We start from the raw sequence: 16,453 nt of genomic DNA on the forward strand, positions 1-16,453 counted from the left end.
CCACAACCAACGAGCATTACCAAAACACTGAGCTAGATAGGATTCTTGCTGATCAGTGGGATAAATTCTAACTTTAGCTGCTCTGTACATGGTTACTGAGCCTGTTGAAGGATGGTTACTGAGCCTGCCTGCCCTGAGCCTGTCGAAGGGTCGAAGTATGCTATAGTCCTTACCGTGTTTACATATTCATGATAACGCGTATTTAGACAGTTGTGTTACCAAAAAATAAAATATTTTGTTCATCAAGTCGCTGTAGTTTTCTCTGTTTTCGCTACGCTCAAATACAATCAAACTACGCAACTCGACTCACTCGCAATTCATCTCGACACCGGATCAGAGATTACGGTGTGAGCCTTCTTGCTGTTTGAGGTAAATTTACTACTTTTCTTCTACCCATAGTTAGATGTATAATTACTTAACAATGAAGGGGAGTAGCTGCTAGCGAAGAATTACGCTAGCCCATCTGAATCAACATACTGGCGATGAGCCTGGTTCAGGTGACAAGCTAAAGAAACTAGAAACAAGCGCGTAGGCGCTGAACTAAAGTTTCAAGCCTTGGGAGCGAGACCTTCACCGAGTTCACATCTGATGTGAGCTGCTGGTGAAGTCCCTGTACCCTCCAGAAAGCTCACTCAGATGCGATAGGTAGAAAATTCTGAGGAGCTTGAGAGGATGCTGACAGCTTTTACTGCCGGTTTATTATTCATCACTTTTTCCGAATTAGGCGATAAAACCTTTTTCATTGCTGTGATTCTGGCAATGCGCCACTCCCGACGACTGGTATTTGCAGGAGTCGTGGCGGCATTGGCAGCAATGACGGTACTATCGGTTCTCATGGGACAAGTGGCGTCTCTACTACCCCAGAATTATCTTCATTTTGCGGAAATTATTTTTTTTGTTGGCTTCGGGGTGAAGTTATTGTACGAAGCAAGTCAGATGCCAGGGGGAGTAGATTGTGAAGAAGCCGAAGAAGCGATCGCTACAGTTAAAAAAGCTGAGTTGAAAATGCCAAAGCAGAAAACTCCTTGGGCGATTGTACTCGAAGCCTTTATGCTGACATTTTTAGCAGAGTGGGGCGATCGCACTCAGATTGCCACAATTGCGCTAGCCGCGTCCCAGCCTGCGATGGGGGTCACGGCTGGGGCAATCTTGGGGCATAGTATTTGTGCAGCGATCGCAGTTTTGGGGGGTCGGATGATTGCCGGACGAATCTCCGAGCGATTAATTACAGCAATTGGCGGCGGCTTATTTCTGCTTTTTGGAGCGATCGCCCTGTGGGAAGGAGCGTAACAATTAAAAATCATGTTTTTAATTGTTAATTGTTAATTCCTAAGGCGCAACACTGGGAGAGGCAGAAGGCGAAGTAGTGGGTGCGGGTGCGTCAGCCGCCAGTTGTTTAATTTGGTCTTTGACTCTGGCTGGAGCTAAGGCGATCGCTGTATTAAATAGAGGTTTAGCTTCGGCGATTTTACCTTGTTCTCGCAGCACCAGCGCCTTCGCTAGCACGGGACGAAAATCCTGTTTATTGCCTTTGATCGCATCATCGTAGATAGCGATCGCTTCCGGATAGCGCTTTAGCTCAACGTAAACCTTGCCCAACTCTAACTGCACCGAAGTGACATCAACGCTACCCGGTTGAACTTGATTCACTTGTGGAGCCGTTTTCAACGTGTCTTGCAGCAATCCAATCGCTGCTTCCGGACGGTTTTGTTGTACCAGGAGACTCACAAGACCTTGCAGGGCGTTCATATCTCCCGGTTTAGAAGTCAAAATCGAACGATAAGTTTGGGCAGCCCCTTCTCGATCCCCAGTTTGCTGTTTAGCCTGCGCGAGTAAAACTGCGTACTCGCTTTGATCTGGATTTAGCTTCGCCAGTTTGTCTAAAGGAGCGATCGCGCCTTTGATATCCCGCATTTTTAGCCGCGCTTCCAACAACCCCCGCAGCGCCGTTTGATTCTCTGGTTCTCGCTGCAAAACCAGTTCGTAACCTTTCGCCTGCGCTTCCAGTTCCGACTGATTGGCTACCCCTGCTGTCTGGGTTGGTGTTGGTGTTGCCCCAGTAGTAGGCTGTTTGCCGTCAAAAACAATACCCACCAACGGAATGATAGACAATCCGACAAAGATCAACACACCCAGCCCTAGGACTAGATTAATAAACCAGCGATTGCGCTTTTGGGACACACGACTGCTCTGAACTCTATTGCCATTATCAAACACAATCTTATTTTCCACTGTCACACTTGGCAAACAGCATCACCGTCTCCACGTTTTAAAATAGTGACAGCATGGAACTGAACTTGATAAGGTGTAGGAGTTTTTGCTGAGTGCAAAAACATTGCGGATCTACCAGTCGGATCGCCGCATTCAGTACAATGAGCTGACTGACTCCCCCCAAGGGGATGTGTCTCCGCCGCGAGGAGTATTATGAGTCCTTCTGTGAACCGGTTCTCCGAATTACCCCAGTCTTCTGGCGATCCTAAGCCAGAACCACCACCACTACCCAGTCCGCAAACGCCAGCGGATACAGCGTCAAACAGCGATTTGGAACAAACAACTGAGGAGAATCCTGCTGTCACCCGACAGCAACCCATTCCTCCGCCTAGCGAACCTATGCAATACCGGGCCATTGGCCTAGTAAAGGGTAAGTACACGTCCTCTGACGAGCAATTTACGCGAGGAATGCTGCTGGCAACCGATGGAACAGCCATCGATGCCGTGCTATTGGGTCGGGTGATGAGTTTAGTCAAAAATCACCTGAACTTAGAGCAGGAACATTTATGGGTTGTCTATCCCCGGATGCGACAAGAAGACGGCAACTTGCACGTCCAGATTGTGGGCGTTTGGGAGCCGGAAAGGCTGAACCAACCGTCGTCTGACCCAGAAGCGGAAACAGCGGAATCGTCCGAACCAACGGATATTCAAAGCGAATCGGCGGCGAACGATGGCTATTTTTCGATTCGCGGAGAAGTGATTTTTCAGTCGCGGGAAGAAGAAGAAGGCATCATTGTCAAGATTAAGCAGTCTCCCCGCAAGCAGGAAGACACGCCCAAGTTTTTCAAGTTGAAACTCATTGGTGTTGTCCAAGAAAAAGCAGTCGGTCATTTCATGGATTTGCAGGTGCAGCGACAGGGGAACTCCCTGGTAATTCAGGAGAGCCAGGATATTGGTCGCCTGCCTCCCAGAAAGGTTCCGGGCAAGAAGCCGTTCCGAGGTGGAGGTGGGCGTCCTCCCAGCAGACAGCCAGGAGGAGGAAGTCGAGAGCGTCCCGTGCGTCCAGGCAAAGAAAGACCCGCAGCGATCGCGCCCCCGTCCCCCAAACGCCGAGAACCCTTGCCAAAGCCAGTTAAGCGCTCTTCCCCGCCGCCAGAATAAACAGGCTGTTAGTCATTAGTCACTGTGATGAGTTACAGCCTAATAACGAATGACTAATCCAGGGAAATTTGAGAACCCCATCGGTCTTGGGGTAAAAACGACCGATCCATTGGAATTGGGGCAACAGGTTCGGTGAGGGTAAATTTCCCCGCATCAATCCATTGCTTCAACTCCAGCGCCACTTGATGGGAAAAAAATAGACTAACCAAGGGGGCGACCCGCACGGGTTTGCCCTCAATTGTGATGCGTCCCGTCTTGAGCTGGGCGTAACTCACGAGACCAAAAGTGGGACGGACGCGCCGAGGAATCGAGAAATCGACAACAGGTGCCACGATCTCCTTGTCTTGCAGGGCACAATTGGCGACGACTTGCTCTTGTAAAACGGGCAGCGGGACGCCAACGCCCAGCATCAGAGAAGGGCCATAATTTTTGAAATAGCAACCGCGCACCCAGCGAGAATTCATTTGTTTGGCATCTCCCATTAAGGCAAGAGTGGCAGCAGGACCAACGGGCGTTCGATTTGGCAAGCGCTTTTGCAAGGGGAAGTGTTGGGTGCCTTCCCAAGCCACATAGCCGACGCCGCCGCCTAAGAAAATCCGGGTGCCAATCCCAATCATTTGCAGGTCTGGATCGTTCAGGAGGGGAGAAATTGCCCCAGCGTTTGAGTAGACGGCATTGGCGAGGCGGGGTTGCAGGGGACCGAGGTAAGTATAAAGGGGGCGATCGCCTCCATTCACCCCGACGATAAAATTTTGGTATAGATTGCGAGGATTATATAGATAAAACTGGTTAATTGTGTCGCGGGTGATAGTTGTCTCAAAGGAAGCACGAGGATAGCAGTCCGTCCCCTGTCCAATGGCGCGTAGTTGCACCGTTTTACCAGCAATTAAGTCTTCAATCACATGACCGCCGCCGCGTTCTCTGGATTCTTCGCCGTCCAAGGGGTCGCCGCTACTCCGATATTCCACCATCTGGGTTGCTCCCAGATACAAATCCACTGCCCCAAAGCCAGAGTAGGCTAAAACACCATCTAACCAGCATTGACGAATTTTTATCGGGGGGTCGGTGTGTCCCAAGTTAATAATCGCCCCCGACGACTCCATCGGCTCAAAGGTGCCGGTGGTAATCACATCTACTTGCTTCGCAGCTTGGGTGACTCCCACTTCTGCCACCCGTACTTTTAATTCTTCTGTTGTCCACACCACTGCACGCTGGTGGCTGATTTTGTCGTTAATTTCGGCAAGGGTTCGCATAGGGAAGGTTGAAGGGTCGGACTTTTGCTCATCCCTAGTTTCCACTATTGCGATACCCCTTGGGGCGACCCCGTTTATAGGTTCGCGTTGTGCGCTGCTGTTCAGATTGCCGATGATTCTATCGCCGCCAAGTAGCTAACTAAATCAGTTTGGCTGGAGAAATCCAACAGCGCCTCCGCCAATTCCTCTAACTGAGGGATAGATAAACCGCGAATCTGTTCTTGCTCTTCAGGATTAATGTCACCAAATCGTAGCCTGAGCAGTCGCAAAATTAGCGCCACCTCTCCTTGTTGCAGACCTTGTTGCAGACCTCGTTGCTCTCCCTTTTGGAGGATGTCTTGATAGATAACAGATTCCTGCATAATTTCCTCTCGTAATAGTTGTTGAATCAAATCTTTTTTAAACCGCAAACCAGCCAGCACTCCTGCACAAGCTAGGATATTCTGTCGCTCGGTGGTTTCCTCGATCGTAGCGACCCCAGCGGCGACTTGCTCTAATAAGGCTCTGGGTGAATCGCTGCGAGCTAAGGTTGCCAGGGGTAGGAGCGCAGGGTTTGCTAGCAGTGGGGTGGGATCTTCCTCCCACAGACGGATGACTCGATATTCATGTCTGGTGTTTGTGTCTGTGTACTGCTGTCGAAAGACGAGTTCTGAGGTAGTGGCTTGCAAAAAAATCACCACCTGCACAATTTCACACCCATATTGCCGCTTCAGTCGCGTATAGTAGTCGAGCATCCGGAAGTCGAGGGGAGGAGTCGATTGCGCCAAGGTTTGAAATTCCAGGTGCAAGATTTGGTTGGCGACTTGCAGGAAGGTAACAGAATCGGCGCGAATCGGTTCCAGACTGAGTTCGGTTTTGATTACCAGGATGTCTGAAGTTTCAGATGAAAGTAGCCACTTGGCAAATTCATCTGGGTAATTCTCGGCAAGATACTTGCAAGTGTTGTCGTATTCCAATAGGGCAATTTGAGAAAGTAGGATTATTTTATCGGAGGTTACTGATGATAGCGATCGCTACTTCTTCTGTTTGCCAGTTACGTCATCAACATTCGGCTGATTCTCGTTATCAAGATTAGGCTTGTCATTGATGGATGAATTTGCTTCCGACAAGGCTCCAGTTTCTTTATCAAATTCAGCAGCTTCATCGGATAACTCTGCACCCTTGGTTTCAAAAGCAACTTCACGCTGATTGCGCCATTGATCGAGGACATCTTTGAATAAGACTTCTTTGACCCAAATCTGACCGACAACGGTTAGCGGTAACGCCAAGAACAACCCTAAAAACCCAAAGAAGGTGGCAAAAAATACTTGGGCAAGTAACGTTACCGCTGGCAACAGCGACACCTGTTGAGCCATAACGTAGGGTGTTAAAAAATTGCTTTCAACCTGCTGAATAACAAAGTAAAGACCGAACACAGCCAAGCATTTCCAAGGAGCCTCCAACAGCGCGATCGCCATTGGTGGGATGACACTAATCGTCGGGCCAAGATTGGGAATCAAATTTAAAACTCCCGCCAAAATCCCTTGAGCTAGCGGTGAGGGAATACGCAAAACCGACAAGCCAATCATACTCATCAGCGCCACTACACTCATGCTAATCAGAGCGCCTCCAAACCATCGCCCTAATGACACCTCGCATTGATCCAAAATCCCATCCACTCGCCGCCGATAAAAAGAGGGAAATAGCCGGATAAATCCCTTGCGGTAAGCTTGGGGATTTGCTAACAACATCCCGGTTAAAACCAGCACCAGCAATATATTGAGGATAATCCCTAAAGAACTGGAGAAAAAGGCGACCGAGCTTCCCAGTAGCCGATTGATTAAGGGCTGTACTTGTTGGCTCAGGCTCTCCACATCGGGTAGATACGGTGTCAGCTGACTAGGAAGACCAGTTCTGAGGCGATCTAACCAAAGATTCAACCGCTCAAACCCTCTGGGAACTCGCTCTGTGAGTTCTTGAAACTGGACTGCAAAGGGCGGCACAATCAGCCAAAAGAACCCGACAATCAGAGCTAGTAATAAGACAATCGACACCAGGACAGCGATGCCATGTTGCATTCCCGATCGTTGTAGCCGCCGCGCCAATCGGTTCAAGGCAGTCGCCAATACAACAGCGGCAAACACCAACAGCAGCACCTGCCGAATTTGCCACAAAATATAGAGAGAAACGACTAAGACGAATAAGCCAATCCACTGACCTAGATTCACAGGTGTTGACTCCGAGCTGACATAGGCTGCAATTGCCGTTCAATGCAGCTAGATTAGCCGATATTGGCAACTTTCGCATAGGTTGAAAGTAGGGTTTGGATAGTTGCCAAGCGTCGAGCTTCTCAGTGTTTTTACTGGTCGAAGTTGACTAAATTAGGTATTGATTAATACTCTAAATATAAATCAATCCAGTTGGCGATATTGCCGCGATCGCTGCCAGAAGGATACAGCCATAATCAGCGTTGGCAGAAACACGACCATCAGCACCAGCGCTGGGGTTGCTGGAATCGATAAATAGGGGCCACCGTACTTAATCAAGATCGACAGCGCAGCTGAGATGACTAGCACTTTTAAAATGAATCCAGCCTGAGTTGTCATATAACTTAATAAACTAAGACTAAACTACGGCTATACGGATGCTTGTAGGGGTAGACACCGAACCCAGGCGATCGCATCCCCTTTTTTAAAATAGCTTAAAGAAGTTCTGGAAGGCGCTGAACTGCACCGAACAACTCAAATCGGCTAAGATTGCATCTGAAATGGATGAATGGTTGCGTAGCGGGAAGCTGTCTGACGGGATACAGTTGAAGCAAGCCGCTTTGGTTTAATGACTCCTTGAGGTGAGAAACAAGCGATCGCTTCTTTTAAACGAAGCGCGATCGCTTTTCTTTTGGGATCATCCCGATGCGTGCCAATATATAACAGCGAATTCGATTCGCCTGTTTTTGTAAAAATTTATATAATCCTCCTCAGTAATGGCAATTCCCTGGGGCGTTAGCTTTCAAAGTTGATAATCTACAGCAATCGGTTGCACTTGTTCTTCGGTAGTCACCACTGGGGCAGCTGAAAATGGATGAAAATTCATCAGTTCTGCCAGTAGTGCAGTCGCCGTTATAAAGTATAAAACTACACTAAGTTTTATTAACCATTCACCATTCATTGAGGATTTCCTTTTGGGCATAATTTAATTTCTTAAATATGATACCAAGGTTCCAAAAAGCGTCATGTATCCTAAGGAATATCGAAGCGCTCAATCGTAATTTCTCTTTGTGATGCAGACATCAAGTAAAATCGTATTCGTCTTAAGCGATCGCTAGCAGGCTTTTTTTCCTATCCTGCCTTATCGATTGGTGTGTTCTTCCAATCCCTAACACTAGGGGCTAGAGAAATCAAATCTTCGATATTGCGCCGCATAGTAGCACAAATCGCATCTAAAGGCAGGTCATTTGGATCGTGACCAAATGGATTTTCAATTTCAATTCCAATTTCTTCAATTCCAAACAATGTGAAACTAATCAAAGCAACCGTTAGTCCAGTCCACCAATGCAACTGTGCAACCATTTGGAATGGCAAAGATAGACAATAAATTAACATTAACTGCTTGAGATGAATAGCATAAGCCATTGGAATTGGAGTTTTGAGAATGCGTTCGCAAGAGCCTAAATTGTCTACCAGTATATTAATCAAGTTTTGCAGAGAATTCATTTGATAAATATTTAAACAACTTCGACCATGTTGTTCTTGTAAATAATCTCCAATCCAAAAAGCAACTTCTAGCGGTGGATTGTTCATTGTCTTTAGCTTAAAATAACGAGAGGCGGACATCAAATCTTCTAGTTCGCTGTTGACTTGCTCCGATCTTAGATGCAATTTGGTAGTTACTGAAAAAGCTACTAGAAGACGCAAAGCGGCAATTTTTGACTCTCGATCCTTCGGTTCATTTTCGTCAACTGACACCCAGATTTGACGAGCCAGGTTGCGGACGGTGTTAACTAAATTGCCCCAGCATTTCCGACCTTCCCAAAATCTTTCGTAAGCTGTATTTGTCCGAAAAACCAGTAATAAACCTAAAACAATATTAGGAATTAAGCTAGCCAAAATTGGCAATGATACAGCCAATTTAAAATGATAAAGGACAGAAATAATCAAACCAAAAGCACCGCACACAAATGTTCTAGGTAACACTGCTGGAATGACCGAGCCTTTTAGCTGGAAAGCAACTTGAAACCAGCGACGTTTCTCTTTATTCATCGGAACCTCCGAGAAACCCCGTCGCTTTTAGCGCGGGGAGGGTGCTTGAGGCGAGTGAGGAGTCTCACCCCAACCGAAACCGACAATCGTTAGATATCGGCTATATCGGGGTGAGCGACGAATGAGCAATAAATCTATGCATGGCAAAAATAACTTGTTGTTGGTTAACTTTCGCTATATAATGATGATATCAGCGAAAGTAATGTTTATGTACTCAACTCAGAAAAACCAACTACGCGACCTTGACAAAGCCGAATTCTTGGCTCTGAGAGAGTTGTGCAGGCTGAGTAAGAACCTCTACAATGTGGGTCTTTACACCGTTCGCCAATACTTTTTTGAGGAACGTAAACACTTGCGCTATGAGTCGGCTTACCATCTGTGCAAAGAGAATGAGAACTACCAAGCCCTCAATACAGACATTGCACAGCAAACATTGAAGGTGGTAGATCGAACCTTTAACAGCTTTTTTGGACTGATTAATGCGGTTAAATCTGGCACTTATCAACAGAAGGTAAGACTTCCTCACTACCTGCCCAAAGATGGGTATTTCGTGTTGATAATCCCTCGGATTAAAGTCAAAGATGGAAAGTTTAAAGTACCGATGTCCTATGCTTTTAAAAAGGGATTTGGAGATCTAGTAATTAACTTTCCAGAACGACTCGACCCCGATACTATCAAAGAGGTTCGGATTCACCCTAAATACGATGCTCGATTCTTCGAGGTTGAGTATATCTCTAAAAGTGCCAATGAACCCTCCGAAACGATTGCGGGTAGTTCTCTGGCGATCGATCTTGGATTGGACAATCTGGCAACTTGTGTTGACACCAATGGGGCATCCTTTATTGTGGATGGTCGCTTCCTTAAATCTATTAACCAGTGGTTCAACAAGGAAAATGCTAGACTGCAATCTATCAAAGATCGACAGAAGATAGAAAAACTTACCGAGCGTCAGGCTCGGCTGTATGTCAATCGTAGCAATCAAATCAGGGATTACCTGAATAAAGCTGCAAGACTGATAATCGACCATTGCGTTAATACTAAAATTGAATGCTTGATTGTCGGATTCAACCTGGGGATGAAGCAAGATATCAATCTTGGTCGTCGCCCCAATCAAAACTTTGTCCAGATTCCCTTTTATATCCTGAGAAATAAACTTAGATATCTCTGCGAGCGATATGGGTTGAAATACAAGGAGCAGGAAGAATCTTACACATCTAAATCCAGTTTTTTGGATGGCGATGAGTTGCCTGTCTACAATGCCGACAAGCCAGCTACTTACCAGTTTTCTGGTAAGCGAGTTAAGCGTGGATTGTATCGGAGTAAAGAAGGACATTTGATTAATGCTGACGCACAAGGCGCGGCGAATATCGGACGCAAAAGTAAGCAGAATGGTTTTACCGGACTGTCTAGAGGCTGTTTGGCACAGCCGTTACGAATCAAAGTCTACTGAGGCTTTATTTTCTTAAGAATCCCCGTCCGTTTTACGGCGGGGAGTGTCAAACAATCTCAACCTCTGGCTTTGATTCAGACTTTTGATTCAGACTATGGATGAATATCCAAAAGATAATACTCGATTTATCTAAGCAGTTCAGTGAAGTCAGAGGCAGGAATCCAAAATCACCCAGTTCAGGGAAGAATTTGTACTAGGGGATTACCCTAAGTGAAGACGCTAACTTGGGCGAACTGGATGGCGATCGCTTTTCACCACCCCTGAATAAAAAGCATAAAGATAGGAAAAAGGGAAGCGATCGCTATCTCTCAAATTTAATAATTAGCAGAGTGTTAGCGATTAGCGGCAACCGATTACCGCCTATGAGCAACAGGAACGCACACACCGCACCTAAACTTCTACGCCTAAGAATTATTTTGTGTTGTGGCATAGTTAGCGAATCTTTCTAAAAGAGTCTTATACCTTTAGGCGTAGCTTGTGTCAACTATGTTCCATCGTGGTTAGTAGCCGGTAAGCGATCGCGCTTCCGATCCCAACAGTGTCAATAATTGCAGTGTTTATTGCCCTGATTGTGGTAGAGTATTTGGTTTTACTTGAGAGTGCCGTAAAATTTAAATAATTATAAATATGGCGCTCTTTGACAGGTACACAAAGCTATCTTAGCTGCCCCAAACCATATTTTAGGAGTGTCTTCTGGAGGTACTTTGACCACTGTTCCCCTGCCGCCTAACGAAATAGAACGCCTAGAGGCACTGCGTCGCTACAATATCCTCGATACACCTCCTGAAGAAAGCTTCGACCGCATTACGGCTCTGGCGGCTCGTCTTTTTGACGTACCCATTGCCATAGTTTCTTTGGTTGACAAATTTCGAGCCTGGTTTAAATCCTGCTACGGCTTTGACACCCGCGAAATTAATCGTGAAGCAACAATGTGTAGCTTCGCTATTTTGTCTGACGATGTTTTAGTTGTTGCAGATACAAGAAAAGATCCCCGCTTCGCTTGTATGCCCTATGCAATTAGCGAACCGGGCATTCGCTTCTATGCGGGTGCCCCCCTGATCGCTAAGGATGGCTTTAATCTTGGCACCCTTTGTCTTGTAGACAGCAAACCGCGCCATGAGTTAAGTGCAGAGCAGCGAGCAACCCTTGCTGACCTAGCGGCTATGGTGGTTGATGAGTTAGAGTTGCGGCTGGCTGCACATAAAATTGCCCAGATGGATGCCGCTCTCATTGAGGTAACTAAGGGAGTTTCGGCAGCCACAGGGGAGGCGTTTTTCTACTCACTGGTGCAACACCTCACCAAGGCATTGGGTGTTGATTACGCTTTCATTGGGGAATTGGCTGAGAAAGACAAAGAAAAGGTCAGCACTATTGCTTTATGCGCCGAAAGTAAGATTTTAGACAACATTGAATATTCACTGCTGAATACGCCTTGCCAACAGGTGATTAGGCAGGGGAAGCCATGCTGCTATCCCCGTGATCTCCTAGCGCAATTTTCAGGTAATTTTTTGCTTGCCCAGATGGAAGTTGACAGCTATATCGCAACTCCACTTTTAGACTCCACAGGCAGTGTGCTGGGATTGCTTGGGGTGATGGATCGAAAACCGTTGCAGAATATCCCACTAGCAGAATCGCTGCTGACAATCTTTGCCACCCGTGCTACAGCCGAACTGGAGCGCAAGCGAGCGGAGGAAGAACGTACCCAACTGTTGGCTAGCGAACAGGCGGCTCGTGCCGAGGCGGAGGCGGCGAACCGGATGAAAGACGAGTTTTTGGCGGTACTTTCTCACGAGTTGCGATCGCCCCTCAACCCGATAATTGGATGGTCTGGGATGCTTCGCACTCAGAAATTGAACGCAGCAACGACTGCTCGCGCACTGGAAACAATTGAGCGCAACGCTAAGTTACAGGCAGAGTTGATTGAGGATCTTCTGGATGTCTCGCGGATGATTCGAGGCAAACTTTCCTTGAATGTGTGCCCGGTTAATCTGATGCCGATCGTCCAAGCGGCTATGGAGACGGTGCATTTAGCAGCTGCGGCTAAATGCATTCGACTGGAGTCGGTACTCAATCCCGCCGTTGGTTTGGTTTTAGGCGATCCAAACCGCTTGCAGCAGATTGTCTGGAACTTGCTCTCGAATGGGATCAAGTTCACGCCATCTGGGGGACGAGTTGAAATCAAGCTCGATTGCACTGGTTCCTATGCTCAGATGGAGGTGAGCGATACAGGCAAAGGAATCGAGGCTGACTTTCTGCCCTATGTCTTCGAGCGCTTCCGTCAAGCTGATAGTACCAGCACGCGATCGCAAACTGGGCTTGGTTTAGGTTTGGCAATTGTTCGTCACCTGACAGAACTACACGGCGGAACCGTCTGTGTTGACAGTCCTGGTGAGGGGCAAGGGGCAATATTTACGGTGCAGCTGCCGCTGATAATTAGGAGTGAGTTGAAAAGACTGAGGACTGAGCAAGAAAGCCCACTCAGTCCTCAGTCTTCATCAGTCTTCAGCACTGTACTTGAAGGGTTACAGGTGCTGGTTGTAGATGACGAGGCTGATAGCCGAGATTTTCTGGCGATCGCTCTTGAACAGTATGGGGCTAGGGTGACAGCAGTGGCATCGGCACAGGAGGCACTTGAGGCGCTGGAACAGGTAAAGCCAAATGTCTTGGTGAGCGACATTGGGATGCCCGATGAGGATGGCTACACGCTGATCCGCAAAATTAGAGCAATGACGCCAGAGCAAGGAGGACAGATTCCTGCGGCGGCACTGACGGCGTATGCTAGAAGCGAGGACAGTGAGCGTGCGATTTCGGCAGGCTTCCAGAGGCACATCCCTAAGCCAGTCGAGGCAGCTGTATTAGCTGCAACGATCGCTAGCTTGGCTAGAAATTCTTTGAATCTAGTTCTCTAGTTGGTGATGCGATCGCGTTGTTCGTCGCCTTTGTGTATTACGTTGAAGTATATTGTACTCACCCGAAGGTGATTAGATGTACTGGTATAACGGCAACCTGATTGAGTCGGGAACCCTGGAATTAGCGATTGACGATCCGGGGTTGCTTTATGGAGCTAAGGTGTTTACAACGCTGCGGGTTTACGAACAGTCGTTGGATAGTCAACTGACTAACTGGATGGGACATTGCGATCGCATCTGTTGCAGTTTGCAAACTTTTGACTGGCAGCAGCCAGACTGGGAACGATTACGGCAAGAAGCAGAAGCGTTAATCCCACACTTCCCCGTTCTCAGAATTACCATATTTCCCGATGGGCGAGAGTGGATTACCGGGCGGTTTTTCCCCGACGATTTGACAAAACGCCAAAAAGATGGTATAGAAAGTTGGCTAGCGGCAGAACCTTTATTTTGCCGCTCAATTCCCGAACATAAAACTGGGAACTACCTGTCTGCTTGGCTGGCATTGGGAAAAGCCCAGCAGATGGGAGCGAAAGAAGCAATTTTGGTCGATGATGGGGGAAATTGGTTAGAAACCAGTACGGGCAATCTTTGGGGATGGCGAGATGGTAAGTGGTGGACGCCGCCTCTGGATGCAGGAATTTTGCCGGGAGTAGCGCGATCGCAACTCATCAACTGGCTGGGAAGTCAAAATTTAACTCCTGGGGAAGTGCCTTGGGATGCTGACTTTGTGAAAGGATTGTCTGTTCTTGCTTATAGTAATTGCGTGGTGCAAGTCCTTCCGATTCATACCGTTCTTTGCCAGGACAGCACTTTAACTTTTGACCCTTTTCACAGCAGCCTAGAGCAATTGCAAAGCTTGTTTCAGAGCTACCAAACCCACAAAGCATCCCCATGAGAGTAAAAAGCTCGACAGAAGTCGCGGCTCAACAAACGAAGCCTGTCGGGAGCAGGCTAGGAGTCTTACGCCTGCTCCCGACAGGCTTTGGTAGCCCCACCCATAAGAGTGTGTGGGAGTATATTGTTCCGGCTGGGATGGTTGTTTTTGTGGCGACGGTTACGATGAAGATAGATGACGTTGTTGAAGGTTTCTATGAACCAACCGTGTCAAGGAATTCTGAGACGGGTTAACATAAGTTAATACAAATAAAAATTCAAAGCGTCCCCACATCCTAGAGCTTAGGAGGAAATTCGGTGAATAAGCGGTGGAGAAATGCAGGGCTGTATGCGCTGCTGGCAATAGTTGTAATCGCCTTAGGAACAGCATTTTTAGACAAACAACCCCAAAGCCGGGAAACCTGGAAATACAGCAAGTTGATTCAGGAAGTTCAAGACGGTCGGATTGAAAGAGTTGGTCTTAATGCCGACCGCACTAAGGCGCTTGTCACCGCGCAAGACGGCAGCAAGATAGTCGTTAACCTGCCTAATGACCCAGACCTGATCGGCATTCTGTCCACCAAGGGTGTAGACATTTCAGTTTTGCCCCAGAGCGATGAAAGCTTCTGGTTCCGCGCCTTGAGCAGTCTGTTTTTCCCCGTTCTGCTTCTGGTCGGATTGTTCTTTTTGCTACGACGCGCTCAGAGTGGCCCAGGCTCTCAAGCGATGAACTTTGGCAAATCCAAAGCCAGAGTCCAAATGGAACCGCAAACCCAAGTCACCTTTGGGGATGTCGCTGGCATTGACCAAGCCAAGCTAGAGCTGAATGAAGTCGTTGACTTCCTCAAGAACGCCGACCGCTTCACCGCCATTGGAGCAAAAATTCCCAAAGGCGTGCTGCTAGTTGGCCCTCCGGGAACGGGTAAAACGCTGCTAGCTCGTGCAGTAGCTGGGGAAGCAGGCGTGCCTTTCTTCTCTATCTCTGGTTCTGAGTTTGTAGAAATGTTCGTGGGTGTGGGTGCCTCCCGCGTGCGCGACCTGTTTGAACAAGCCAAGGCAAATGCTCCCTGTATCGTATTTATCGATGAAATTGATGCCGTGGGGCGTCAGCGGGGTGCAGGCTTAGGCGGCGGCAACGATGAGCGGGAGCAAACCCTCAACCAGTTGCTGACCGAGATGGACGGCTTCGAGGGCAACACCGGGATTATTATCATTGCTGCCACGAACCGCCCAGATGTACTGGATGCAGCACTGTTGCGTCCGGGTCGATTTGACCGTCAGGTGGTCGTGGATCGTCCTGATTATGCTGGTCGTTTGGAAATTCTCAACGTTCACGCTCGTGGCAAAACGCTGGCCAAGGATGTGGATTTGGAGAAAATTGCCCGTCGTACCCCTGGTTTCACGGGTGCTGACCTCGCCAACTTGCTGAACGAAGCGGCAATTCTGGCGGCTCGTCGCAACCTGACCGAAATCTCGATGGATGAAATGAATGATGCCATCGACCGGGTGCTAGCTGGCCCAGAGAAGAAAGACCGGGTGATGAGCGAGAAGCGCAAAACCTTGGTGGCTTATCACGAAGCGGGTCACGCTCTCGTCGGTGCCCTGATGCCGGATTATGACCCGGTGCAAAAGATCAGCATCATCCCTCGCGGTCGTGCGGGTGGTTTGACTTGGTTTACACCGAGTGAAGACCGGATGGATTCTGGTCTGTACAGCCGCTCTTATCTGCAAAATCAGATGGCAGTAGCCTTGGGCGGTCGGATTGCTGAAGAAATCATCTTCGGTGAAGAAGAGGTGACAACGGGTGCCTCGAATGATTTGCAGCAAGTGGCTCGTGTGGCGCGTCAAATGGTGATGCGATTTGGCATGAGCGAGCGCTTGGGACAAGTTGCTCTAGGTCGTCAGCAAGGCAATATGTTTCTGGGACGCGACATTTCCGCCGAGCGAGATTTCTCGGAAGCAACTGCGGCGACGATTGATGATGAAGTCCACAATTTGGTGGATCAAGCTTACCATCGTGCCAAAGACGTGTTGCTGAATAACCGTCACATTCTGGATCAATTGGCTCAGATGCTGATTGAAAAGGAAACGGTAGACGCTGAGGAACTGCAAGAGGTTCTGGCAAATAACGACGTGAAGATGGCAGCGATCGCATAAGGCGCGCTAATTGCTAATTGAGCGTTATATAAATTGGGGTAATTCTAGGATATTTTCTAGAACTGCCCCAATTTTTTTGGGCGTTGCATAATAAAGTATGAATTCAAGGTGCTTAGCCATGCAATGTCCTCGTTGTGGTTCTACTCATACCCGTAAGAATGGTGTGAAGCAAGGTAAGCAAAATCACATCTGTGCGGAATG

The 16,453-nt window shown here is 48.0% G+C and carries 16 protein-coding genes; 8 read left to right on the forward strand and 8 right to left on the reverse strand.

The annotated features are described in order from the left end of the window. On the reverse strand, positions 1–90 hold a 90-nt coding region (locus tag AC2VDX_RS07890), incomplete at its 3' end, for a helix-turn-helix domain-containing protein (protein WP_378178073.1). Positions 91–672: 582 nt separating this feature from the next. Between AC2VDX_RS07890 and AC2VDX_RS07895 the strand changes: the two genes are divergently transcribed. Continuing rightward, on the forward strand, positions 673–1,290 hold the full coding sequence (locus AC2VDX_RS07895; protein ID WP_378178071.1) for a TMEM165/GDT1 family protein: 618 nt from the start codon (positions 673–675) through the stop codon (positions 1,288–1,290). Between the two features lie 39 nt (positions 1,291–1,329). Here AC2VDX_RS07895 and AC2VDX_RS07900 read toward each other — a convergent pair whose 3' ends face one another. Continuing rightward, complete coding sequence (locus tag AC2VDX_RS07900) at positions 1,330–2,181, reverse strand: tetratricopeptide repeat protein (protein WP_378178069.1); 852 nt, start codon at positions 2,179–2,181, stop codon at positions 1,330–1,332. 255 nt (positions 2,182–2,436) lie between these two features. Between AC2VDX_RS07900 and AC2VDX_RS07905 the strand changes: the two genes are divergently transcribed. Further along, positions 2,437–3,372 (forward strand): hypothetical protein, encoded by a 936-nt coding sequence (locus AC2VDX_RS07905; RefSeq protein ID WP_378178067.1) that lies wholly within the window; start codon positions 2,437–2,439, stop codon positions 3,370–3,372. Positions 3,373–3,425: 53 nt separating this feature from the next. Here AC2VDX_RS07905 and AC2VDX_RS07910 read toward each other — a convergent pair whose 3' ends face one another. From AC2VDX_RS07910 to AC2VDX_RS07935, 6 genes are all read right to left on the reverse strand, one after another. Then, on the reverse strand, positions 3,426–4,625 hold the full coding sequence (locus tag AC2VDX_RS07910) for a homocysteine biosynthesis protein (protein WP_378178065.1): 1,200 nt from the start codon (positions 4,623–4,625) through the stop codon (positions 3,426–3,428). A gap of 101 nt (positions 4,626–4,726) precedes the next feature. Continuing rightward, complete coding sequence (locus AC2VDX_RS07915) at positions 4,727–5,581, reverse strand: DUF4351 domain-containing protein (protein WP_378178063.1); 855 nt, start codon at positions 5,579–5,581, stop codon at positions 4,727–4,729. A gap of 57 nt (positions 5,582–5,638) precedes the next feature. After that, complete coding sequence (locus tag AC2VDX_RS07920; RefSeq protein WP_378178061.1) at positions 5,639–6,832, reverse strand: AI-2E family transporter; 1,194 nt, start codon at positions 6,830–6,832, stop codon at positions 5,639–5,641. A 183-nt stretch (positions 6,833–7,015) separates the two neighbouring features. Then, positions 7,016–7,210 carry a hypothetical protein gene (locus AC2VDX_RS07925; protein ID WP_378178059.1) on the reverse strand — a complete coding sequence of 65 codons (195 nt, stop codon included), beginning with the start codon at positions 7,208–7,210 and terminating at the stop codon, positions 7,016–7,018. A gap of 403 nt (positions 7,211–7,613) precedes the next feature. Further along, positions 7,614–7,793 carry a hypothetical protein gene (locus AC2VDX_RS07930; RefSeq protein WP_378178057.1) on the reverse strand — a complete coding sequence of 60 codons (180 nt, stop codon included), beginning with the start codon at positions 7,791–7,793 and terminating at the stop codon, positions 7,614–7,616. A 149-nt stretch (positions 7,794–7,942) separates the two neighbouring features. Beyond that, positions 7,943–8,863 (reverse strand): bestrophin family protein, encoded by a 921-nt coding sequence (locus AC2VDX_RS07935; RefSeq protein WP_378178055.1) that lies wholly within the window; start codon positions 8,861–8,863, stop codon positions 7,943–7,945. A gap of 208 nt (positions 8,864–9,071) precedes the next feature. Between AC2VDX_RS07935 and AC2VDX_RS07940 the strand changes: the two genes are divergently transcribed. The 6 genes from AC2VDX_RS07940 to AC2VDX_RS07965 all read left to right on the forward strand — a co-directional run. Further along, a complete protein-coding gene (locus AC2VDX_RS07940) occupies positions 9,072–10,313 on the forward strand; it encodes an RNA-guided endonuclease InsQ/TnpB family protein (RefSeq protein ID WP_378178053.1) in 1,242 nt (413 codons plus the stop codon). A 704-nt stretch (positions 10,314–11,017) separates the two neighbouring features. Continuing rightward, a complete protein-coding gene (locus AC2VDX_RS07945) occupies positions 11,018–13,222 on the forward strand; it encodes a hybrid sensor histidine kinase/response regulator (RefSeq protein WP_378178051.1) in 2,205 nt (734 codons plus the stop codon). 76 nt (positions 13,223–13,298) lie between these two features. Further along, a complete protein-coding gene (locus AC2VDX_RS07950; RefSeq protein ID WP_378178049.1) occupies positions 13,299–14,117 on the forward strand; it encodes an aminotransferase class IV in 819 nt (272 codons plus the stop codon). Then, positions 14,114–14,350, forward strand: coding sequence for a hypothetical protein (locus AC2VDX_RS07955; protein WP_378178047.1), 237 nt, complete (start codon positions 14,114–14,116; stop codon positions 14,348–14,350). The genes AC2VDX_RS07950 and AC2VDX_RS07955 overlap by 4 nt, the downstream gene beginning before the upstream one ends. A gap of 63 nt (positions 14,351–14,413) precedes the next feature. Then, on the forward strand, positions 14,414–16,252 hold the full coding sequence (gene ftsH3, locus AC2VDX_RS07960; RefSeq protein ID WP_378178045.1) for an ATP-dependent zinc metalloprotease FtsH3: 1,839 nt from the start codon (positions 14,414–14,416) through the stop codon (positions 16,250–16,252). A gap of 118 nt (positions 16,253–16,370) precedes the next feature. Then, the coding region (locus tag AC2VDX_RS07965) for an IS1/IS1595 family N-terminal zinc-binding domain-containing protein (RefSeq protein WP_486928135.1) at positions 16,371–16,453 on the forward strand (83 nt) is incomplete at its 3' end.

The sequence above is a fragment of the Coleofasciculus sp. H7-1 genome (assembly GCF_057473865.1).